Genomic DNA, 23379 nt, shown 5'->3' on the forward strand with positions numbered 1-23379 from the left:
TCTATCAGTCCTATTTGACAAAGAGCCATAATCCCTTGGTCGATTTGTTTTAATTTACGATAATGGGCATTGGTTTGTTCGAGTTCATTTGGGCTTCCTTGCATGGTTAAGTGTCCGTCTTCGACAAAGATGACCTGATCCATCGCATCAATTCCCTGCAGATGATGGGTAATCCAAATGACCGTCTTATCCTGCAATTCATGGAAGAAGGTATTGATCAACGACTGCTCAGTGACTGGATCAAGCCCAACGGTGGGTTCATCCAACAGAATAATCGGTGCTTCCTGTAGAAGGATTCGAGCCAATGCGAGACGCTGCCGTTCCCCGCCAGAGAAACGCAGACCGGCCTCATCCACCATTGTTTCTAGACCCTCTGGCAACTCTTCAACAAGTTCCTTCAAGCCAACTCGGGTTAACACTTGCCAAAGTTCATCTTCTTCTGCCGCTTCATTTCCGATTCGTAAATTGTTAGCAATCGTCGTATGAAACAGGTACGGTGTTTGATGAATGACTCCCAGATATTTGCTGATGTCATCACCGAATGCGTAAGTAGCTATGTCATTTAACGTAATGGCCCCTTCAGTCGGTCGCAAATCACCGCGAATCAGATTGGCTAAGGTACTTTTTCCTGAGCCGCTACGACCTAAAATCGCTATTTTCTCACCTGGATGTAGAATTAGATCAATGCCAGATAGAACCTCTTTTTGACTTTCTGGATAGTGATAACGTACTTGATCAATTTTTAGCTCTAATGAGCCAGAAACGACAGGAGATTCGTTTTGCTTGTCTTTAATAGCAGGTAAGTCATTTAAGTTCTTGATAGAATCCTGATAACTATTAGTTTCCTGTGCGGCCGCTGGTAATGGAGCGAAGGCATCGATCAATGGAAATACAGACAATACGAAAGCTGCGATCCAATTGGCTGCTCCTCCGTGATTTCCTGGAAATTGACGACTCGTCCATAGCAGCAATGCAATCGTGATCACACCGAACATCAGCTGAAGCAGAAAATTGCGTTTTCGCTGAAAACTCTGAAGCTTCCGATTCACTGCTCGTAAAGCTTCCTCAGATTCTTCATGATGGTTCACATAATCCTGCCCCCGTTGACTAAAGATCCAATCCGAGACTCCTAAAACATTGTCCGTCAAATCACTATACAACTGATTCTTCATTTGCTTCTGCTGCTCTTGTCTTGCACCATTGATGATAACAGACCATAAGGGCAGTAAAAAGACCACGATTCCCAATAGTAAAAGCATCGCCAACGCGAAGAAGGGTGAAAAATAGCCAATTCCGATAACAATAAAGACGTAGAGCAGCCACGCGATAATCGTTGGAAAAATCGTTCGTAAATATAAATTCTGAATGTGATTGATGTCCTCTGAAAGCAATCCTAGGATGTCGCCTGTTCGGTGGTTCTGCTTAAAGAAAACAGCGTCTTGCTCCAGCGAGTCATACAACTTCACCCGCAGATTCGAGGTCATTTTCAACACCCAATTATGACTGACTAGCCGCTCAACATAACGAAAGACTGGTCGACCGATCCCAAAGGCACGGGTCAAAACAATCGGGATATAGATCAACAATATATTTTCCGGTAACGATGCGGCCCGACTAATTAAGTAGCCAGAGTTGAACATTAACGCACCTGCACAGAAAAATGTGATAAATCCAAGCGTCAACGCCAAAATCAAAGACTTCTTATACTGTTTGAAAAAAGGCTTCACCCATTCGTCTGTTTTCAGCACTTCAAATAATCCGATTGGTTTCATCCTTTTTCACCTCGCAATGCCTGACTCAATTTTGTAAAGGCGCCATTTTTTTGTTTTAGTTCTTCTAATGTGCCCTGTTCCACAAGCTTCCCATGATCCATGACCAGTAAATAATCCATTTCTGCCAGCCAATGCAATCGATGAGTAGCAAAGAACACTAAATGATTATCCATCAATGGCAGCATCCGCTCCTTCAATTCTACCTCCGTCTCAATATCTAAATGAGCCGTTGGTTCATCGAATAGCAATATTTTGCGCTCTTGGTCTAGAAAAGCTCTCGCTAAAGCGATTCGTTGCGCTTGTCCTCCGCTGAGGGTTCGAGCGCCCTCCCCTAATATTGTATCTAACCCTTGTGGTAATTCCTTCAACAAATCCGTTAAGCCAGTGACTTCGATTGCCTTCAAAATTTCAGCATCACTAGCCTGGGGATGATAAAAAGCAATATTCTCTCGCACCGAGCGTTGGAAAATGTATGGATGTTGAGGAATATATATTAACTGCTCCTGCCACTGCGGCTGGTCGAAGGCGGGCAGAACCTGTTCATTAAAGCTGATCTGACTTTCCTCCGGTCGTAAAAAACCGCTGAGAAGATTGATTAACGTTGATTTACCCGAACCGCTCATTCCAATAATCCCAATTTTTTTGTAGCCCTGAACCTTGAAATCAACCGTCGCACCCAATTTATCCTCATAATGATAATCCATAGCCACGGATAACTGACTATCCGCTGACCAAGTTGGCAATCCAATCGTCACGCCTTGTGCCTCTGGCAGGTCCAAAATCTGATGAACCGCGTCCATCGCGTTTTTCCCATCCAGTGTCGCATGGTAATCACTAGAAAAATCACGGATTGGCAAAAAATACTCCGGCGCTAAAATCAGTACCGTTAATGCAGGAAATAAAAAGATCCCCTCATTGATCAAACGCAACCCTAATAAAACCGCCACGACCGCAACAGATAATGTGGTAAAGAAATCAAGGGCGAATGTCGAGAGAATCGCTACTTTCAAGGTACTCATCGTTGCCTTGCGAAAACGCTCGCTGGTCGTATAAATACTTTTACTATACTGCTTGCTGATGCCAAAGAATTTTAAGGTATCAATGCCTCGAAGTGAATCAATAAAATGATTGGATAATAGCTGGAATACTTTATATTGCTTATCCGCTTTGCTTTGCGCTGCATAGCCTAAAATGATCATAAAAATAATAATCAGCGGAAAAACGATCAATAGGACCACGCCTGATTCCCAATCTAGTAGAAAAATCGCTACTAACAAAATCCAAGGAATGATCATCATATTCAGCATCTTCGGTAAAATCAAATGCAAATATTCCTCTACCTGATCAATACCATCTAGCGCCGTGGTAACCACGCTCCCTGTGCCTTGCTTTTGCACGACTTGCGGTCCCAAGCGGAAGATTTTCTGCAACAATTGACTTCGTAAATCCTTGGCTTGTTGGTACGCGTATTCCTCTAATACGTGCTCCCGTGCATAGGTCCCCAGATGCCTCAGCGCGAAAGAGCCAAAAAACAGCAGTATCCAATATATTTGGTTGTTTAAGCCTTCCCCGTTCCATAAATGAGTAATCGTCATAGCTAGACCATATGCTTGCCCAATTATAAAGATTGCTTGCAGGACAGCAGATCCTGCAAGCAACATCAGAATTTTTTTGATACCGGGAAGTTGTAATAACTTCTTGTCTATCATGGTTGAACTCCTAATTCCTCTTAATGTATTCATTTTTCATAAACTGAAAAATGAGTTTGTTTGTTATTTCGTCTACCATTCAGCTGGATGAGTTTGATCTTGGTCAGCCAACGATCTACCTAATACGCCCCATTTTCTTCGCTGCGAAGAGCTGAATTGGTAATCTCATGGGGATGTTTAATCCGTTTACGGAAAATATAGTATGTCCAAGCAGTGTAAGCCAGTACGAAAGGCAAAATCGTTAATGAAATATAAGACATAATCTTCAGGGTATAAGGACTTGATGAAGCATTTTGAATCAATAGGTCATTCCCTGGAATAGAGCTGATCAATACTCGTGGGAACAAACCGCTGAACAACAATGCCACTAAAGCAATCATCGTTAGACCGCTAGCGATAAATGCCAGCATTTCCTTATTTCTGAAGACTGAAACATTCGCGATTACTGTAAGTAAAACAATCACTGCCAATAAGATCAAGGTAACCGCGAAATTATTTTGGAAGAAATCTGTTTTAAAGTACATTAACACAGCAAATATCACTAAACCGACGTACAAGACGCCGTATAGCACCTGCGCATAGTTTTTCGCCCGATAACGAACAGGACCTTCTGTCCGCAACGCAATATAGTTTAGCCCATGTAAATAGCAAAGCAAGGTTAATGCGACTCCACCGACCACAGAATACAAGTTGATGTAATCAGTAAAGGTCGCCATCATATTGTGATCCGCATCTAATGGCATCCCTTGAATCATACTGATGAATAGGATTCCGAAGAAGAAGGGAACCAAAAAGCTTCCGATGCTCAAGGTCCAGTTCCATAACTGTTTGCGTTCTTTCGGCATGTGGCTGCGGAATTCAAAGGATACCCCGCGAATAATCAAGCCAAATAAAATGATAAACAGAATCAAATAGTACCCGCTGAACAATGAAGCATACCAGTAAGGAAAGGATGCGAACATCGCTCCGCCAGCAGTTAAGAGCCAAACTTCATTTCCGTCCCAAACGGGTCCGATCGTTTGAACAATCTGATCTTTTTCGTGCTCATCATGAGCAAGTGTTTGCACGGACATCCCAACACCAAAGTCGAAGCCTTCTAGAAAGAAGAAACCGGAAAACAGGACGCCGATCAATAAGAACCATAATAATTGTAAACTACTCATGAGTGAACGCCCCCTTATCAAAAGGATCCATCGAATCTTGTCCAGAATGATTGTCGTCATCCAAGACTGGCCCTTTATTTAATTCTCGTTTGACCAAATAAATCATCGTTACTGCCAAACCAGAGAACAATAGGAAGTAAATAATGTTTGAGGTCAACAATGAAGCAACCGAAACATTTGGCGAAACACTGTCTTCTATCGTAAATAACCCATAAACCGTCCATGGATAACGTCCTAGCTCAGTGACTAGCCAGCCGGCCGTGTTTGCTAAGAACGGTGCGAAGGTACAAAGTCCCATCACCCACAGCATCCAGCGCTTTTCATAGAGGATTGGCTTCTTCTTGCGCGTAAAGAACAACCCAAGAATCGCTACTAACAGCATCAGCATGCCAAAGCCTGCCATGATTCGGAAGTTCCAAAATAAGACATTGACTGGTGGATAGTAATTCCGATCTCCATATTTTTTGACTAATTCCTTGTTGACCGTATCCATCCCTTTAATGGAACCAGAAGGCTTGTTATAGGAAAGAATACTTAGCATATAAGGAATTTGAACACCAAAAACTTGCTTGTGCTCTCGCTCATTGTCCCAAGCAATTAAGGTCCAGGCAGCTGGATCTCCTGTGTCCTCATAGGTTCCTTCCATCGCCGCAAATTTCATTGGCTGACCTTCAATCAAAGCTTTCATTTGTGCATCACCTGCACCTAAAACCAAGATTGAGCCGAACAATGTTACAACTAGTCCAATGCGCATCGATTTCATGAAAAATTCACGCATTTTTTTGTCTTTACGTTTTAACAATTGGAATGCCGCAAGACCGGCTGCAATCATTCCACCCATTGTTATCGCCGCCGCGATTACGTGGCCAAATTCGTACCATACTTTCGGATTGGCAATGACCGCACCAAAATCCGTCATTTCTGCTCGACCGTTACGAAGGGCATAGCCAACTGGATGCTGCATGAAGCTGTTCGCCGCTAAGATCCAGAAAGCTGATAACATCGAAGCAATGGTAACTAACCAAATAAAAATGACATGTGTCCGTGGTTTCACACGATCCCATGTAAACATCCAGAGTCCTAAGAAAGTAGACTCCATAAAGAAGGCCAATAAAGCCTCTACTGCTAATGGCGCGCCAAAAATATCTCCGACGAACCGTGAATAATCTGACCAGTTCATTCCAAATTGAAATTCTTGAATGATCCCAGTCACGACGCCCACCGCAAAGCTCAAGAGAAAAATATTTCCCCAGAATTTCGCCAATTGACGGTATTTTTCATTTTTCGTTTTAACAAATAATGTTTCCATAATGGCAACAACCAAAACCATCCCAATGGAGAATGGCACAAAGAAAAAGTGAAAAACCGTTGTCATGGCGAACTGAAAACGGGCCAACGTCACTATATCCATTTTAATTCCTCCCCTACAATTGTGAATAACAAAACTAAAATATAAACCCTTTCTGTAATTACTATAATCCTTACGGCATAAATTGCCAAATGTTCAGCTTAAGCGCTTTTCATTTAAGAAATTTGAGGAAAAAGGAAAATAACTATTTAAGCTCAAATAAATGAACTATTTTGCAAAAAAGCACAAGGCTTACTTATCATCTATAATAAAATTCTCACAAGAGCCAACCATATCCACAGAATTATTCGCGAGAAATTAATAATGACGAGCAGATTCATTTGAAAACAAAACATAAAAACAGCTTATTGAGCTGAGCCCAATAAGCTGTTTCCAATTATTCTCCGCCGCAATATACGTCAAGATGCTGCGGCAATACTTTGATGGTCAGAGGAAGTTCTGGTCCCTCGTCTCCATCTACACTTGGACGTAATTCTGTCTCTTCCTTTACAGTTAAGCGCCCTTCTTTAAAGGGCGTGTAGCCAATAGTATCCGTAGATTGATCTACGCCCTTGATAATATCAGGAACACTTTTTAGGCGATCTGTAATACTCTGGTCCTTCAAATACAAGAGATACAGGTTGCCGTCATTATTTTTCGCTTCGGGAACAATATGCGTAAAGCCGCCGATGGTTCTTGTTAAGACGATGACAACAGCACTGCTTTCGATCTCCGTCCGCTCTCCATCAATTTCTAAGGTAAAATGATAGTTTTCATCATTGAAGACTTCCTTTACTCCATTCACAAAATAGGCTAGCTTGCCGAACTTTGTCTTCTCTTCTACATCTACATCACTGATGGCTTCGGGAATACTGCCGACAGAAACGATATTCATAAAGTACTCGTCGTTGACCTTTCCAATATCTAACGAGGTCTTCTGTTCGATATCAAAGGATTCGATCGCCTCCTGCGGGTCCATCGAAATATTTAAAGAACGCGCCAAATCATTGACAGTCCCTAATGGAAAGAAACCAAAAGTTGGACGATAAGACTGTTCAGCGAGTCCGCTGATGGCTTCATTGACGGTACCATCTCCACCCATCGCAAAAACACTATCAACCTTCTCCTCGGCAGCCTTCCGCGCAAATTTAGTGGCGTCTCCTCCCTCTGCTGTTTCCTTTACCTCAACCTCATCAAAAAATTGCGCCAGTTTTTCTCGAGCCTGCGTCTCATAATTCTTGGCCTCTTCATTCCCAGAACTGGGATTGATAATCAATACTGCTTTTTTCATCGCTTCTTCTCTCCCTTTTTCTTTCTCTGGAAAACCTGTTACGTATCCGTTTTCTATTTCTTCTTCAGTATATCAGGTGGGAGAAGAATTCTTACTTGAGACGACTTATAGAAAGACCAACTTTATTTCTCCTCAAAAATAAAACCATCAGATTTTTTTTAACATGCCTTCTATTTGAAAAATTTTCAGAATAACGAAACACTACGAGTATGTGCACATTATTCGTTCTGAATTTTCGAAAATTGCTGCAACAGATTTGTTATCGATCATAATTTGCGGGGTTAAAATAGTTTTTTTTTTAATTATTAGCCATTCCTCTTCACGAACCCACCAATCCCTGCAACGGTGTTTTGATAAATTGCGTATATAATTGCTCAAGCTTTTCGGCAATGTAAGTTTTAATTGGAAATAGGCGCAGTGGTAGCAAGCGCCATTCCTTTGCCGTAAAATATTCCCTAAAAAATAGATAATATCGTCGCAAAGTACGAGTTGATTTGGTTTTTAAAAACAGCTTGCGCACTAAGTCTTTCAAGAAAAATGAAAAATCAGCCTCACCTAATTCATCCCGTACCTGAAGCGCGATTAGGATTTGAACGGTGGCTTTTTCATCATGAGTTTTTTCATAATATGCCGATAAACGTTTTTCAATCGTCTTTCTTTTAAGGGAAAATACCTTTTGGAGCGTCAAATTCATTTCCTGCATCCTACTGCCTCCTTTTGCTCGTTTTCTTATCTCAACGATACCCTTCCAAAAGAAATAAAGTCAATGACAGGTTCTTTATTGATAAAAATTGTCCAAATAACGGGACATTTTTCACTCAATGTTAGATTTTTGCAAAAAAAGATTGACAAAAAAAGCCTTCGCAAAAACGAAGGCTTTTACTTACTAGCAGGATTAGTCATTCAAATTGTAGCGTAGCTTCATATGTTCTGAGCCTGAAATGACCATATCGCCAAACAATTTGGTTTGACGTTTCAAGGATTCATCCGCTAATTTTTCATTGGCTGCTTCCAAGAATTTCTGTACATCTGTTTGATCTGCGACTGCTTTATCTTTAGCGTTTTGGATTCCGCGATAAACAGACATTGCTTCTAGCTCGAAGGTATTTCGGAAATCAACATAGAAGTTGTAGTCCGTGTCACCAAGTAGAGCTGTAGCACAGCTTAACCAGTACATATTGTTCAAATCAAACGTTCCTGTCGCATTTTTATAGCAAGCTGGCGTATCGTTCACATTTGAATAGAATGGTACGACTGTGTTAAAGGTATTCGCGCCATAAGCTAACCAATGAACGCCAGCGATTTCTGCAGGGACATTGTTGCGGATTTGCAAAATGTGAACGTTATGGTTGCGGTTGATTCCGATTGGACGAATCAAGGTCTTCTCTGCTTCTGTACCGTCACCATAAGGATCGTATTTCGTATTTTCAAAGTGAGAACTTAGGACAAATTTCACGTCTTCAATCGAGATTTTGCGGTTGGCCCGGCAGATAAATGGCAAATCCTGATCCATTGGGTCTTGTTCTACTTCTGGAGTGAAGTACTTTTGTCCATACCAGGCACGTGGATTATTATAAACCGTATCTTTAATAGAAGAACTTCCAAAAATGTGACGTAAATTGTAGCCTTCAAAGTCTGGATTCAAGTGATTGTCTTCGATCAAATCCTTTAAATCGTCTGAACAAAGTGTATCCTCTGAATCAAAATCAAACGCATCAATGTTCATCCGGTTTGGCGCAACAACGTAAGCATCGTCTGGAATGCGAACCGCTGCCCAATGATGACCGCCGATAGTTTCTAGCCACCATACTTCATCCTGATCGGAAAAAGCAATCCCATTTGGTTCATAGGTGCCGTATTCTTTCAATAAAGAACCTAAACGTTCTACGCCTTCTTTAGCGCTGTGGATATAAGGCAATACTAAAGTGACGATATCTTCTTCCCCGATGCCGCCTTCTACATATGGATCAAGCCCTTGGATACGTGGATTTGTAGTGATTGTTTCGGTTGCGGACATCGCCACATTTTCACTATTGATCCCCGCTGCTGGCCAGATACCATTCGTTAAAATCGAATTTGGCATTGAGGTATAGCGCATTGGATTGTCAGGTAGTTCAACCTTTACACCGCTGATTACCGCTTGGTAATGTTTTGGCTGTTCTTCTGGTTGAACGACTACAAAACGTTGTGGGTCTAGAGCTTCATGCCCATCATCGTTCCTTGAAATAATAGTTGAGCCATCAATCGATGCTTTCTTTCCGACTAGTACGGTGGTACATGAACCTTTTACTCTCTTTGTCATACTTGAAACACTCTCCCTTTTCATGGTACCTCAAGTATAACGCTAAAAAAATGAAACACCAAACGAAATCCTATCGGAAGATTTCCGCCAGCAATTCTCCCGTTTTTTCTGTCCCCTGCTCTTCTAAGGAACGAACGATTTTCGAGCCGATGACTACCCCATCACAGACCTGTTGAAATTTTTTCACTTGTTCACTGGTTGAAATACCAAAGCCCGCCAAAACCGGAATATCACTGACGGCTTTGACTTTCGCTAAGTGCTCCATTAAATCGGTCCTGAACTGTTGATCGGTTCCGGTAATTCCATTGACCGTTACCGCATAAATGAAGCCCTCCGCCTCTGCGGCTAATTGCTCGATCCTTTCTGTTGGACTTGTCAATGAAATCAAGGTTAACAATGCCATGTCGCCTAAATCTGGTGTCACCAATTCTTGATGCTCATAAGGCAGATCAGGAATAATAAAGCCTTGAACATCGGTTCCCTCTAAATCCTCCACCAATTCCTTGATACCATAATGGAAAAAGGAATTGCTGTAACCCATTAATATCAACGGTGCTCCCGAACGAATTTCCTGCAGTTTCTCAACTAATTTCTTTAGTGTCACCTGCTGAGCGAAGGCACGTAATCCGGCCGCTTGAATCGTTGGACCGTCAGCAACCGGATCAGAGAAGGGAACGCCTAACTCAATCGCTGCCGCGCCCTGCTCCACCAGCATCGCGATTTCTTCCTCTAATTTGTCCAATCCTTGTGCACCAGCCATGATATAGGGCACAAATAATTTTTCAGTCTCCGCTCTGCTTTTTAATGTTTCTGTTAATGGTTTCATTTTGCTGCCTCCATCCGTTCTTTGATTTGTTGAACATCCTTATCGCCCCGGCCAGAAAGGTTCATGACAATAATCTGATCTTTATCCATAGTTGGTGCAACCTTCATGACTTGCGCTAGTGCATGAGAACTCTCTAACGCTGGAATGATTCCTTCCAATCGTGAAAGATAGTGAAAGGCTTCGACGGCTTCCTCATCATTGATAGCAGCATACTCCGCACGACCAAGATCATGTAGGAAAGAATGCTCTGGTCCGATCCCTGGATAATCCAAGCCCGCCGAGATTGAAAAGGCTTCCAGAACCTGTCCATCATCGTCTTGTAAAAGGTGCATCTTCGCTCCATGTAAAATGCCGATACTCCCCTTATTAATAGAAGCCGCATGTTCCTCGGTATCCAGTCCATGCCCTGAAGCTTCAACCCCCATCAAACGAACCTCTTCATCTTCAATAAACGGGTAAAACATGCCCATCGCATTACTTCCGCCGCCCACACAAGCCATCACCAAATCAGGCAGACGTCCTTCTGCCTCCAAAATCTGTCTGCGGGTCTCAATCCCAATCACGCTTTGATAATCCCGAACGATCTCAGGAAAAGGATGAGGTCCTAAAACAGAACCCATCACATAATGAGTATCTTCTACTGTCGCAACCCAGTAGCGCAGCGCCTCATTCACTGCATCCTTAAGTGTCTTACTACCTGATGTAACGCTTTCCACCTTCGCACCTAACAGCTCCATTCGAAAGACATTCAAGGCTTGTCGCTTCACGTCAACCTCACCCATAAAAATCGTACATTCCATACCGAAAAGTGCGGCAGCAGTCGCAGTGGCTACCCCATGCTGGCCGGCTCCTGTTTCAGCGACCACCTTACGCTTGCCCATCTTCTTCGCCAGTAATACTTGCCCTAAAGCGTTGTTTATTTTATGTGCTCCTGTATGATTCAAGTCTTCTCTTTTTAAGTAAATCTTGGCGCCGCCTAAGTCATTGGTTAAGCGTTCAGCAAAGTAAAGCGGATTTTCCCGCCCTACGTATTGTTTTAAATAATAATCCAGCTCTTCTTGAAATTCTGGGTCTGCCTTTGAAGCCTCGTAAGTTTCTTCTAATTCTTGGACTGCATACATCAGTGTTTCGGGTACGAACTTGCCACCGTACTCCCCATAAAAACCTGCTTGATTTGGTTGTTGGTACATGGAATCACTCCTCGTTCATAATATAGTATTCATTTTTCTGTTGAAAAATGAGTCTGATTTTCTCTCCGTATATCATTCCACTAAACGTCTCTTACTCTGTTTATTTCTTGGTCTTTTTTGGATTTCGAACAATAAATACTGCAAAAAGTGGAACTGACATCCTCGTTCATAATATAGTATTCATTTTTCTGTTGAAAAATGAGTCTGATTTTCTCTCCGTATATCATTCCACTAAACGTTTCTCACTCTATCTATTTCTTGGTCTTTTTTGGATTTCGAGCAATACATACTGGAAAAAGTGGAACTGACATCCTCGTTCATAATATGGTATTCATTTATACTTTTCATAGATCATTTTTGCTGTTCATCGGCTATTTTTACCGCTTGACAAAAGGCTTGAATTTTCGCCAAGTCCTTTTCACCAGCGGTTTCCACACCACTAGAAACATCTACGACTTGGGGCTGGAAAAAGCGGATCGCTTCACCAACATTTTCCGAATTCAAACCACCGGCTAGCCAGAGCTTTTCTTTGGGAAGATGTCGCTGATCAACCAAATGCCAATCAAAGGTTTGCCCATTTCCACCCATCAGCTTAGCTGGTGGTGCATCTAGTAAAAGATGGGGGTATTGGTAAAAATAGAAGGAATCCTGATCCTTGATACTGAAGGCTCGAATGATCGGTCGGGAAAGCTCAGTTAGTTCGGTTTTTCCATGAATTTGAATCAGATCCAGTCCAGCAGTCTCGATAATTTCCTCCACCTCTTCTCGTGTCGGTGAAACGAAAACCCCTACCCTTTTAATTTCCTCTGGCAAATTCTTAGTCAGCTCGCTGACCTTTTCTGGCCTCACTCTTCGTGGACTTTCTGCAAAGACAAAGCCAAGATACGCTGCCCCAGCTGTTACCGCCGCTTCAATTGCTGAAGAATTCTTTAGTCCGCAGATTTTGATTTGCGTCATGCTCGTTTCACCTTCAGCTCATGGATCTTCTCTGTAGGACTCTGTGCTCGCATTAAGGTTTCACCTACTAGGATACCGTGAAAGTTTGCCTTCACCTTCGCTACATCCTCGCCTGTTTTAAAGCCAGACTCGCTGATGTAGACTGTTTCTCCTTCAGGCTGCGCCAAAGCGACACTCGTATGAAGAGAGACATTGAAGGTTTTCAAATTACGATTATTGACACCAATAATTTTTGCGCCAATCGCCTGAGCTTGAGTCAACTCTTCGCCATCATGAACCTCTATAAGAACCTCTAATCCTCGTGCTTCAGCCGCCTGATACAGCTCAGCTAGTCTTTTCGCTGACAATGCCGCCACAATCAAAAGAACAATACTGGCTCCAGCTTTTTTCGCTCGATCCAGCTGCCGTTCATCAATGATGAAATCCTTACATAAAAGCGGAACCTCTACCATTTGAGAAACTGCCGCCAAATCATTGATTCTTCCCTTAAAGAAAACTGGATCGGTCAAGACGGAAATCGCACTAACACCCGCTTTTTCGTATTCCTGCGCCTGTTTCAAGATATCCACCCCTTCATTGATCGCTCCTTTTGAAGGTGAGGCGCGCTTGATTTCTCCGATTACATGCATTTTCTCTGGATTTTCTTTGACCATTTGATAAAAAGAAGGCCGCTGCTTCGCCGGTACCTCTTGTACCGCTGTTAAATTTTCGACCTCGCGTTCTTTCTCAAGCAAAATCGTTGTTAAAAAGTCCAATTATGCCACCTCCTGTTGTTTTTCAATTAATTGCTGCAGCCGATCATAGGCTGCGCCGGAAAGAATGGACTGTTCTGCTTCAGTGATCCCGTCAGCGAGTGTTTTTACTCGTCCGCTAGCGTAAAATCCTAAACCAGCATTCAACAAGACTGTCTCATAATAGGCCGATGGGGTGCCTTGCAAAACAGATAATAAAATTTCCTTATTTTTTTCAGCAGAGCCACCAACAATCCCGCTTAAAGGTACCCTTTTGAAGTCAACCTCTTCTGGATCAAAGGTAAATTCTTCCACAGCACCATCTCGATACAACGCGCAATGCGTAGTGCCCGCTAAATTCGCCTCATCCATTCCACCATGGCCATGAACAACGATTGCTCGTTTTCTGCCTAGTTGTCCTAGTGTTTTCGCGGTCTCTACTAACGAATCTCCTGCATAGGTTCCCATCAATTGATGATCCAACGGATAAGGATTAATAATCGGTCCTAACAAATTAAAAATTGTCGGTGTCGCTAGTTCTTTACGAATATTCATGACCGCACCCATTGCCGGATGCAAAGTCGGTGCGAACAAAAAGGCGATGCCTGCTTCCTTCAGCAAGTAATCAATCTTACCTGGACTAACAGTCAATGAAAGACCCAACGCTTCCAGCACATCGGCACTGCCGGATTTACTAGAGATACTGCGGTTGCCATGTTTAGCCATCGGGATTCCGCCACCGGCTAAAACAAAGGCCGCGGTAGTGCTGATATTGAAGCTTTGCGAATGATCGCCGCCAGTCCCGCAATTGTCCATTACACCGGCTGGTGCCGTCAGCATCGGTGTGCCTTTCCCCTGCATCACCTGCGCTAGTCCAGTGAGTTCCGCCGCGGCCACACCTTTGACCTTCAGCCCTACCAGCAAACCGCTGATTTGACTGTCGGTTAATTGCTGATCAAAGATCGCCTTGCCTACCTGCCGCATTTCTGTAATTGTCAAATCGTTGCCACGATAAACTTTTTCAAATAATTCCTGCATTTAAATCCCTGCTTTCTGTAAAAATTGATTGAGATAGCTGGCACCGTCTTCCGTACCGATGGATTCCGGATGAAACTGTAAACCAAAGACGGGATACCGCTTGTGACGTACCGCCATGATACAGTCCTCCGCCTCATATGTGACTTCTAGATCTTCTGGAAGTCTCTCAGGGTCAATCATCAGCGAATGGTATCGCATGACCTGACGGTTTCGCATTCCTTCAAGATTCGACTGTTTTCCATGCATGATCTTCGGCGCTTGGATAATTCTCCCACCAAAAACTTCACCAATTGCCTGATGACCTAGACAAATGCCTAAAATTGGCTTCCTGCGATAAAATCGACGGATCAGCATTTCGATGTTTCCCGCCTCCGCCGGTCGCCCTGGTCCTGGTGAAAGAACAATCGCTTCTGCCTCCTCTGCCACTGAAAATAATTCTGGATCATCATTTCTTAAAATCCTGAGATTTTCTGGTAAGAGCTGAACCAGATTATAGGTAAATGAATCATAGTTATCGACGAGTAAAATCATTGTCCCACCTCCATTAATGCTTTCGCTTTTTGCAACGTTTCTAAATATTCACTTGTTGGGTCTGAATCGTAAACAATGCCCGCTCCAGCCTGCACATGGGCTTTTTTATCTTTGACCACCATCGTGCGAATCGCGATAGCAAAATCAGCTTGATCATTATGCCCTAAAAAGCCTACTGCTCCGGCGTAAATCGAACTTCCCACTGATAAATTCGAGTCATCGCACGAATTTTCGGGGCTCCGCTGACAGTTCCAGCGGGCAGAGTCGCCTTTAGTGCATCCATCGCCGTGTGCTCTGTTTTTAACTTACCCGTCACCACTGAAACAAGATGCATCACAAACCGATAACGTTCGATTGTTAAATAGGTCGGAACTGTTACGCTCCCTCGCACAGCAACTTTGCCTAAATCGTTGCAGCCAAGGTCTACTAACATGCGATGTTCCGCGACCTCTTTCGGATCGTTTTGCAGTTCTTCGGCTAGTGCCGCGTCTTCCTCCTGAGTCGCTCCACGTTTTCTCGTTCCGGCAATTGGATTTGTCGTAACCAGTTCTCCTTCGACGGTTACCAAGCTCTCTGGCGAGCTGCCGATAACTTGAACGTCTGGAAAATCTAGAAAATATAGATACGCGGAAGGATTCGACGCTCGCAACTGACAATAGAAACTGAATGGCTCCACTGGGAAATCGGCCGTTAATCGTTGAGAGGGAACCACTTGAAACAAATCTCCTTCGATGATTTTTTCCTTCGCCTGTTTGACCGTCGCTTCAAACTCTTGTTGGGAACAATTACTTCTGAACTTCAACGGAGATATTTTCTGCTTTGGAACAACAACTTCCTTTTCTAACTTGCGCGTTAATTCTGCCATTCGTTTATCCAATTGCTCTTCCGTATCTTTACTGTAAGTATTTCCGACAACCAAGGTGCAGCTAGCTTTCTTCTTGTCATAAATCACATACGACTCATAGAGGTAAAATTGCAGATCGGGGACATTTAATTCATCCTTTGGAATCTCTCCAATGGTTTCATAACAAGCTGCCACATCATAGCCGACATAGCCTAGTGCACCCCCTTGAAAGAGCAAGTCTGACTGCTCCAGTTCCTCCTTCAGAACATATTTTCCTAACTCCTTTAACGGATCCGTACAGGGATAGCTGTCTTCGCCATTTTGGAATTCACCCTTTTGAAACGTTAAACGCCTGACGGGATCGAAAGCGATAATGGCATAATCCTGCGTGTCAGATTTTCGCTCAAATAAACAGGTCCCTCGACCCTTTAAACGTGAATAAATCGTCACTGGATTCAAATCCTTATCCGATAACTCTTTTATTTTCTTCATTATTTATCTCCTTTACTTGTCAGATTTTCTCAAAAAACGCAGAAAAGCCCCCAAACCAAATGACTTTGGTTTGAGGGCGCAAATAGCACGGTACCACCTCTTTTTACTGTACAAAACAGCAACTCTAATCGTCCAACAACGATCGTACTCTGTAACGGGAGCTCCCGTCGTTCCCTACTATGATTCAAGAACGCTCCAACAAGTCCATTCACTAGGGAGAAAATGTTTCTTCTCATCAACTGAAACTTTCTGTGATTTTCTCTTTCCTAGCTACTTCTCTTGTTTATGATTTGGTTTTAATTGGTTCTAAAAAACTCTACCCTTTGAGAACACAAAAAGCCCCCAAGTCGAAATAAACTCGACTTGAGGGCGGAAAATCCACGGTGCCACCTCAATGGTATGCCAAACAAGGCATTTCTCATTCAGTCGTCCAACAACGACCTTACTCTGTATCGGGAGTTCCCGGAAGTTCCTACTAGGTTTCAAAACTTCGTCCAAAAGTCCATTCGCATAATAATCCTTACTGATTCACAGCACCATCAGCTCTCTGAAAAGGCTCATTTATGTTACTTCTCTTTTGTAAGACACTTATTTTTTTGAATACTACTCGCTTTGCTTCTACTTGTCAATACTTTTTGACTAAAAAAGTGTTTTTCGAGTCCGTTTGACTGTGCCTAAAACAAATTAATTGCTAAAATAAGGACATTGGAGGCGAAATCATTGAAAAAAATTATTTCCAGGCTAACGAACTGGCTGCGCCATTTTTTAACAGGCTCTTTTTACAATCGGAAAAACGTTTGGCAAGCTTTTCCAGCATTTTTCGATGCCGCCGCCGAGAAAACGTATCGCGTTCCTGGTTTAAAAAAAGCCCGAACATTAAATCAAAATCACGAATCAGTGGATTGCCCCTCCATGACGCCGCAGGGGATGACGTTAACGGAAAACTATCTGCTTATCTCCGCTTATTGCTATGATCATCGCCACCATTCAGTCATCTATGTCTTGGATCGACAGACGGGAATCCACCTTAAGACCATTCCTCTACCGGACTTGCCCCATGCTGGCGGCCTTGCCTACGATCCGATTCACAAAAAAATCTGGATCAGCAATACTGCTGGAAAACATGCAGCTGTGGCCACGATTCATTTAGAAGACATCGATAACTATAACGAGCTTAATGGACCCATTGCCTATCGAGAGAAAGTTGCCATAAAGGAACTGCCGCGGGCCTCAGCGATTACCTATGATCATGGGTATCTGGTCGTTGCGCTGTTTTCCTTAAAAACCTTTGGTCAAGTGGTCTGCTATCCAATCGATGAAGACGGCGCGTTGGCAAATCCAACGAAAAAAACATTGGTCGAGTCACCCTATGGAGCACTAGCGATCCCTCAGAAGATTCAAGGCGTAACTTTTTATAAAAAGTATTTACTGCTTTCTCAATCCTGGGGCAAGCAGCCGGGACAAATTTTTATTTTCGATATTCAGCAAACAACAGACTTCTCCGACCCTAGTCAGGCCGTTAAAATCATTGATACGCCACCCTATTTGGAACAAATCTATGTTGAGGACGATCAGCTCTATACTCTTTTTGAAAGCGGATCCTCTGCTTATCGCAAGAAAACAACCTTAGTCATGAAGGATATTTTCCAATTGGATATAGAAAAATTGCTTGATATTTAAAAACTTGCCAACCTCAATAAGGATTGGCAAGTTTTTTTACTTCACAGTTCCAACAAAGAGTGCCCCATCTGGTGCAGCTGGCGCTCCTTTACTAATAAGAAATTCAAAGGGTTTTCCACTTTTTTCAGTCGCTACTGCTAAGTGACAAAGAGCGATACCAACATCCAGATCTGTCAGCTTATACATCATGCCCGGCAGACCATTGATTTTTTTCTGGCGATAAACAAAGATCGCCCCATTTCTTGCGATAAAATACCACGGCTGACCATTCAAACCAGAAGGCGCCAAGCGTGCCGCTTCGAGGCGCTCGTCTTTTCCCTCAGAAATTTCCTTCAACGATTTGCGATCAAAATCCTTTAGTGTTCTCTTTTCCGTCTTCTCTGGCTCCCCAAAAGCCATCCCAATAATGAAATTCGGATCAGAAGACTTTGGTTTGATCATACCAACCCAGCGAGACGCTAATCCTTGAGCGAAAAGAAAGAGATCAACATGCTGAAACAAATAACCGGCACAGGTATTTCTTAAGGGTTGTTCTTCCCCGTATATCAAGAAATAATGGGGTGCTTTCGGCACACCCATTCCTTTAATTTCTTCTGGACCAACCAATTTATATGTGATCTTTGCGTCAGGTAATAGTGGTTTAACGGTTTCAATAAAGGCTTTGATTTCATCTAATTTTTCTTCAGACAACGGCGATGAGGCAAAATTACGAGTAGATTTTCTAGTAAATATACTTGAATAAAGATCCATACAGCTACCTCCTTAAAATGAGTCTATCCTACATCCAACTATATGATTCTTTCTGTCGATTCGCAAGAGAACAAGTTCAATAGAATGGCGAGATTTTGTTAATCAGAACATTTATTAATAGGAGTAAACAAAGTCGCTTACAAAAAGTTGGACTGGCTGCTAGCTCTGTTTCAGGGAAGCATTTTTCGTTCGCATACCATCCAACTAAACCGCTTGTTACTTTATTACTTAACAACTGATTGTGTACTCAAATTGTACTAAACTGCAAAAAGTTGGACTGGCAAAAGAAAAACGCTAGGGATTTCTCCCTAACGCTTATTAGTCGACATATTTTGAATCGGTATTATTTAACCACGCGTAGCCTAATCCCATAACCAGTCCCCCGCCGATGAAGTTTCCGATCAACGTGAAGAACAGGTTGTGCGCCACATTTCCGGCAGTCATCTCAGCAATAGTCCCATGAGAGGCGAAATACGCTAAAGAAAATGCTGGGAAGTTGGCGATGACGTGCTCAAAGCCTAAGAAGGCAAAGATAAAGATGATAAAGATGATCGCCATAACTTTGGCCGCATCATCCTTCATTCGCAGACTAACTAAAACAGCGGTATTTACCACAATATTGGCAAACATGCCTTCAACTAAAATTTGTCCAGTAGATTTTGTCAGCTTCGACGCGATCCCAGTAAACATATAGTTATCTGGCTCTAAATGACCGAACGGTGCGGTTAGTGACAATAAATAGCCACATAAAACACCACCGATTAAATTAAACAAGATACAAGTAAACAACAATTTCAGTGCAAATGATACGGACATTTTTTTCTTGTATACACCAATCGTAGTGTATAGCATATTGGATGTTCCTAATTCTGCGTTCATGAACAAGATCATTACCAATGACCAGCTAAACATGAAGGCATACGCCATCTTTTCCAAACCTGGAATCGCTTCTTGCATGCGAATGGCAATATAAAAAGCAATAGCCGTTCCTAGCGCTAAAAATAAACAAGCTAACATCGAACGTACTGCATAACGAGGCAAACTCGAATTAAACAAATCAATTTTTTTACTAATTGAATACTCCAGCTGAGACATCAAAGGTGATTGTTTTTTCACATGCTTTTCGTTTTCAGTCGCAGGTGTTTCTTCAATTTCCATAAATAAATCCGATTTCATAAAGTTCCTTCCTTCTTGGCTTGAGCCATAATGTACAGGTATCATACAAGATTTCCATAACATTTTCAATGAAAACTTTGAAAAAAATGAAATATTGAGAAAAATTGCACAAGTTATTTAATTTTATGAGGAAAAATCGTATGATTGAAGAAAAGATTGGGAGGGATATGAATGGCAAAACAAGTGCTAAAGGCAGAGGTAGAATCATTAGGCGGTCTTCAGTTAAAGTGCTCGGCTCGCGGTTTCGAATTTATGATTGACGAACCAGAGAGTGTCGGAGGGACCAACGAAGCGATGAATCCGCTGGAAGCCCTGCTCTGCTCACTAGGGGCTTGTAAAATGATGGTGGTGCGGTTCTTTTATCAAGCAAAAAACATCCGATTGAAATCGATGCGAGTGGAAATTCTAGGTGAGATTGATTCAGATCGACTGAAAGGCAAACCAGATGTAAAAGTTGGTTTTTCGAAAATCATCACCAATTATTATATTGATGCTGACAATACCGAAGAAGAAATCCAAGAACTGGTTGCTTTTATTGAGAAAACCTGTCCAGTCAAGGACACTATCGTGAATGCTCCTGAAATGGAACTGAATATCAACTCCAAAAAAGCCAGCTAACTAATTAGCTGGCTTTGTCTTTCAAACAGTATTCGTTATATGGCCTCTTTCCCCGTTACCTCCGTTGAACGACTGCCCTTTTTCGAAGCGAAGGAAAGAATGATTCCCAACGCAATCGAGCTAAAGGCTGCAACTACCACCCGAATGTTTTCAGGTAAGAGAAAGACAATCGTGTGAACAGGAATCCAGAAACAGATGCCGACCTTCAACCAGTTGAAGGTCACAAAAGCAACCCAATCAATTTTACCGATCAGCTTTTTCAAACTAACGGGTTCTTTTGCCGCGGCTGTTTCAATCCATAACTCCATGATTCGATGGAAGGTATTCATCGCCGGCGCAAAGGTCAAATTCATGATACTGCTTCCGAAAAAGGCCTGAGCAACCGAAGTTCCGACAAACGGCAAAAGCTTGCCTGCTTGTGCTAGACCGGCACCGCCCATAAATACAGGGAAAACCAGTGTCACCATACAGCCGATGATGCCCCAAACGATTGCTCGTAAAAAGACTTGAGAAGAAAATTGATAGTCGCCAGATGCAATACGTTTGCCAAACAGATCACCCATCGTGGCCAAAATAGCAAATTGGATGAAGCCGCCAAGATATGGATGGGCTCCACTTGCTGCTAAAATCGAATCTCTCGTGGTGGGAATTACAAAAAGCAACAATAAGCTTGCTAGCAGAAGTCCCCAAACAATGTCCCCTTTCTTCATTTAGCTTCCTCCTATCATTTTGGCGGCTGATAATCCTTATCCATTACGACCACTGCTTTAATGACATCTCCGCTGATCGAGTCCGCTTCTGCCTGATTGATGTTTTCAAAATCATAATATTTTACAAATTGGTCAAATGGAAATTCTCCGCGTTTATAAAATTCGATTAGATTTGGCAAATGGTATTTAACGATGGTGTCGCCAATTAATACCCCACGGACCTTTTTATTTCCAAAAACTAAGTCGAAGAAGGTATTTACTTCAAAATTCTTCTGGGTCACTGCCAATGGAACAAAGGTACCAGAATTACTAACAGAATGTAACGCTTTAGTCATCACCGGTCCAACCCCCGTTGAATCAATCACATAATCCAGGCCTCTGCCATCAGTCAATTTCTTGATGAAGGCCTCAGGGTCCTCTTCTTTACTGTTGAAGATATGGCTGGCACCTAGTTCCTTTGCTTTTTCCAAACGCTGATCATTGATATCGATCGCAACGATTGGATAGCAGCCAGCGATTTTCGCCGCCATGACTGCCGAGAAGCCTACAGCACCAGTACCAAAGACAGCGATTCCTTCGCCAACTTTCGGTTGAAGCACACTTAATACTGCGCCACTTCCAGTTCCAAGTCCGCAGCCTAAAGGACCAAGCAAGCGTAAATCTACGTCCTTATCCACTTTTACGACATTTGATTCTTCTGTCAGGCTATAAGTTGAGAAAGAAGATTGGTTGAAGAAATTATTGACCTCGGTGCCATCCTCTGTGTGTAAAATGAATTCTCCCCGTGGATTTTTTCCTAGATTGTTTACGGTGAACCATTTTTCGCAGGAAGATGGATGACCTTCTACGCAATGTTTACACTCTCCGCAATACGCATAGGAGAGAATCACATGGTCTCCCGGTACAACAGAAGTTACCGCATTTCCCACTTTTTCAACGATCCCTGCACCTTCATGACCTAAAACATTAGGAAAATTGATGCTATTCCCGTTTCTTTCCCCGTAATCTGAACGACATAACCCTGAGGAAACGATTTTTACCAATACATCCTTCGATCCAACCTCCGCTAACTCAAGCTCCGTGATTTCATAAGGTGCTCCTTTTTCCTTTACTAATGCCGCTTTGATTTTCATTGTGTTTCCCCTTTCTTGATTTAAAAGAATCTATTTTCCAATGATTTATGAAGCAGGAGGGTTAAATTGTTTTAGTTCTTCTTCCCCTAGGACTACTCGTTCTGCTCCTTTTGATAAAGCAATCATCTCGTGTTCTCCCGGAACGGCGAGGATCGGTGCGATAAAACCAACTCTTTTTTTCAATTCAGAAACGACCATTTCTGAATAGGCCACACCGCCTGTTAAGGCGATACGATCTACTGCACCATTGGTCACAGTCGCGAGGCTGCCGATGCCCTTTGCGATTTGATAAATATAGCCGTCGTACACAACCTCCAACTCTTTATCGCCTGCTAAAACACGTTTCTCGATTTCTCTGGCGTCACTGGTCCCAGCATAGGACTTCAAGCCGCCTTCGCGTTTATACAGCCGCAGCATTTCCTTCAAGGTGTGCTCGTAGCATAGCGGCATCAAGTATTTTAATGGCAGCCCGCCTGTTCGCTCAGTTGAGAATGGTCCCTCATCATCAGAAATCAAATCAATCATTTTGCCGTTATGATGAATACTGATGGTATTGCCCCCACCTAAATGTGCGACGATCAGTGTCGCTTTCTTATAATCGAGTCCTTCTTCACGTGCAACCTTCATTGCCACCGCTCGCATATTTAGCGCATGTCCGATACTTTTTCGTTCGATTCCCTTCAACCCTGAGATACGAGCAACTGCTTCAAATTCATCCACCGAGACAGGATCATAAATCAGAGCAATGGTCTTTTCACTGCCTTGTTCTTTGATTTCCTTGGCTAACATCGCCCCCAAATTAGACGGATGTTCAATTTGAGTGACATCCTTTAAGTAATGAATCATCTCATCATTGACTTCATAAGCGCCAGAGGTCACTGGCGGCAAACTTCCTCCCCGACCAGCGACAGCATCTAGTTCTTTAGGATCAATTCCTTCCTTTTCCATAAAAGCGAGTAAAATATCTCGACGAAATTCCAACTGATCCACAACATTTTGAAACTGGCGCAATTCTTCGGTGGAATGAGAAATTCCCTGCTCTTTAATAATCTCTCCATCCACATAATAAGAGACCTTCGTGGAGGTGGAGCCGGGGTTAATGGCTAAAATTTTCATCT

The 23379-nt window shown here is 42.7% G+C and carries 20 protein-coding genes, 1 pseudogene and 2 other annotated features; of the genes and pseudogenes, 2 read left to right on the plus strand and 19 right to left on the minus strand.

Translation table 11 applies throughout. From position 1 onward, the window contains the following. The 14 genes and pseudogenes from cydC to trpE form a co-directional block, all read right to left on the minus strand. On the minus strand, nucleotides 1-1772 hold a 1772-nt coding region (gene cydC, locus RV13_RS15915; RefSeq protein ID WP_071875975.1), incomplete at its 3' end, for a thiol reductant ABC exporter subunit CydC. Continuing rightward, the gene (gene cydD, locus RV13_RS15920; RefSeq protein WP_010743534.1) at nucleotides 1769-3481 is read right to left on the minus strand and encodes a thiol reductant ABC exporter subunit CydD; all 1713 of its coding nucleotides are present in this window, start codon (nucleotides 3479-3481) and stop codon (nucleotides 1769-1771) included. The genes cydC and cydD, both read right to left, overlap by 4 nt. A 119-nt stretch (nucleotides 3482-3600) precedes the next feature. Beyond that, on the minus strand, nucleotides 3601-4644 hold the full coding sequence (gene cydB / locus RV13_RS15925; protein ID WP_010743535.1) for a cytochrome d ubiquinol oxidase subunit II: 1044 nt from the start codon (nucleotides 4642-4644) through the stop codon (nucleotides 3601-3603). Continuing rightward, nucleotides 4637-6055 carry a cytochrome ubiquinol oxidase subunit I gene (locus RV13_RS15930; RefSeq protein WP_010743536.1) on the minus strand — a complete coding sequence of 473 codons (1419 nt, stop codon included), beginning with the start codon at nucleotides 6053-6055 and terminating at the stop codon, nucleotides 4637-4639. The genes cydB and RV13_RS15930 overlap by 8 nt, the downstream gene beginning before the upstream one ends. A 334-nt stretch (nucleotides 6056-6389) precedes the next feature. Next, the gene (locus RV13_RS15935; RefSeq protein ID WP_010743537.1) at nucleotides 6390-7283 is read right to left on the minus strand and encodes a diacylglycerol/lipid kinase family protein; all 894 of its coding nucleotides are present in this window, start codon (nucleotides 7281-7283) and stop codon (nucleotides 6390-6392) included. Between the two features lie 319 nt (nucleotides 7284-7602). Next, a complete protein-coding gene (locus RV13_RS15940) occupies nucleotides 7603-7986 on the minus strand; it encodes a hypothetical protein (RefSeq protein WP_010743538.1) in 384 nt (127 codons plus the stop codon). 192 nt (nucleotides 7987-8178) lie between these two features. Next, nucleotides 8179-9585, minus strand: coding sequence for a C69 family dipeptidase (locus RV13_RS15945; protein ID WP_060789492.1), 1407 nt, complete (start codon nucleotides 9583-9585; stop codon nucleotides 8179-8181). Between the two features lie 70 nt (nucleotides 9586-9655). After that, on the minus strand, nucleotides 9656-10411 hold the full coding sequence (gene trpA, locus RV13_RS15950; RefSeq protein ID WP_010743540.1) for a tryptophan synthase subunit alpha: 756 nt from the start codon (nucleotides 10409-10411) through the stop codon (nucleotides 9656-9658). After that, a complete protein-coding gene (trpB, locus tag RV13_RS15955; protein ID WP_010743541.1) occupies nucleotides 10408-11601 on the minus strand; it encodes a tryptophan synthase subunit beta in 1194 nt (397 codons plus the stop codon). The genes trpA and trpB overlap by 4 nt, the downstream gene beginning before the upstream one ends. Nucleotides 11602-11952: 351 nt before the next feature. After that, complete coding sequence (locus RV13_RS15960) at nucleotides 11953-12558, minus strand: phosphoribosylanthranilate isomerase (protein ID WP_010743542.1); 606 nt, start codon at nucleotides 12556-12558, stop codon at nucleotides 11953-11955. Further along, entirely contained in the window at nucleotides 12555-13313 is a 759-nt protein-coding gene (gene trpC, locus RV13_RS15965; RefSeq protein WP_010743543.1) for an indole-3-glycerol phosphate synthase TrpC, read from the minus strand. The genes RV13_RS15960 and trpC overlap by 4 nt, the downstream gene beginning before the upstream one ends. After that, the gene (gene trpD / locus RV13_RS15970) at nucleotides 13314-14327 is read right to left on the minus strand and encodes an anthranilate phosphoribosyltransferase (RefSeq protein WP_010743544.1); all 1014 of its coding nucleotides are present in this window, start codon (nucleotides 14325-14327) and stop codon (nucleotides 13314-13316) included. Further along, nucleotides 14328-14858 (minus strand): anthranilate synthase component II, encoded by a 531-nt coding sequence (locus tag RV13_RS15975; protein WP_010743545.1) that lies wholly within the window; start codon nucleotides 14856-14858, stop codon nucleotides 14328-14330. Then, nucleotides 14855-16194, minus strand: a pseudogene (trpE, locus tag RV13_RS15980) (anthranilate synthase component I). The gene RV13_RS15975 and the pseudogene trpE overlap by 4 nt, the downstream one beginning before the upstream one ends. 69 nt (nucleotides 16195-16263) lie before the next feature. Further along, nucleotides 16264-16489, minus strand: a binding site (T-box leader). A 67-nt stretch (nucleotides 16490-16556) separates the two neighbouring features. Then, nucleotides 16557-16786: a binding site (T-box leader), on the minus strand. A gap of 128 nt (nucleotides 16787-16914) precedes the next feature. Between trpE and RV13_RS15985 the strand changes: the two are divergent. Continuing rightward, nucleotides 16915-17874: a YncE family protein gene (locus tag RV13_RS15985; RefSeq protein ID WP_010743547.1), complete on the plus strand. Its 960-nt coding sequence runs from the start codon at nucleotides 16915-16917 to the stop codon at nucleotides 17872-17874. Nucleotides 17875-17910: 36 nt separating this feature from the next. On the opposite strand, the gene RV13_RS15990 is transcribed toward RV13_RS15985, so the two are convergent. Both RV13_RS15990 and RV13_RS15995 read right to left on the minus strand, forming a co-directional pair. Beyond that, nucleotides 17911-18624: a nitroreductase family protein gene (locus RV13_RS15990; protein ID WP_010743548.1), complete on the minus strand. Its 714-nt coding sequence runs from the start codon at nucleotides 18622-18624 to the stop codon at nucleotides 17911-17913. 318 nt (nucleotides 18625-18942) lie between these two features. Next, nucleotides 18943-19740, minus strand: coding sequence for a formate/nitrite transporter family protein (locus tag RV13_RS15995; RefSeq protein WP_028020424.1), 798 nt, complete (start codon nucleotides 19738-19740; stop codon nucleotides 18943-18945). A 231-nt stretch (nucleotides 19741-19971) separates the two neighbouring features. Between RV13_RS15995 and RV13_RS16000 the strand changes: the two genes are divergently transcribed. Further along, complete coding sequence (locus RV13_RS16000) at nucleotides 19972-20418, plus strand: OsmC family protein (protein WP_010743550.1); 447 nt, start codon at nucleotides 19972-19974, stop codon at nucleotides 20416-20418. Nucleotides 20419-20453: 35 nt separating this feature from the next. Here RV13_RS16000 and RV13_RS16005 read toward each other — a convergent pair whose 3' ends face one another. Genes RV13_RS16005 through buk form a run of 3 tightly spaced genes read right to left on the minus strand, consistent with a single transcriptional unit; the run spans nucleotide 20454 to nucleotide 23377 of the window. Next, a complete protein-coding gene (locus tag RV13_RS16005; protein ID WP_010743551.1) occupies nucleotides 20454-21128 on the minus strand; it encodes a hypothetical protein in 675 nt (224 codons plus the stop codon). A gap of 14 nt (nucleotides 21129-21142) precedes the next feature. After that, nucleotides 21143-22261, minus strand: a complete 1119-nt coding sequence (locus RV13_RS16010) for an NAD(P)-dependent alcohol dehydrogenase (RefSeq protein WP_060789491.1) — start codon at nucleotides 22259-22261, stop codon at nucleotides 21143-21145. A gap of 45 nt (nucleotides 22262-22306) precedes the next feature. After that, the gene (gene buk, locus RV13_RS16015) at nucleotides 22307-23377 is read right to left on the minus strand and encodes a butyrate kinase (protein ID WP_010743553.1); all 1071 of its coding nucleotides are present in this window, start codon (nucleotides 23375-23377) and stop codon (nucleotides 22307-22309) included. Between the last annotated feature and the right edge of the window lie 2 nt (nucleotides 23378-23379).

The organism is Enterococcus raffinosus (assembly GCF_001886185.1).
GTDB lineage: Bacteria > Bacillota > Bacilli > Lactobacillales > Enterococcaceae > Enterococcus_A > Enterococcus_A raffinosus.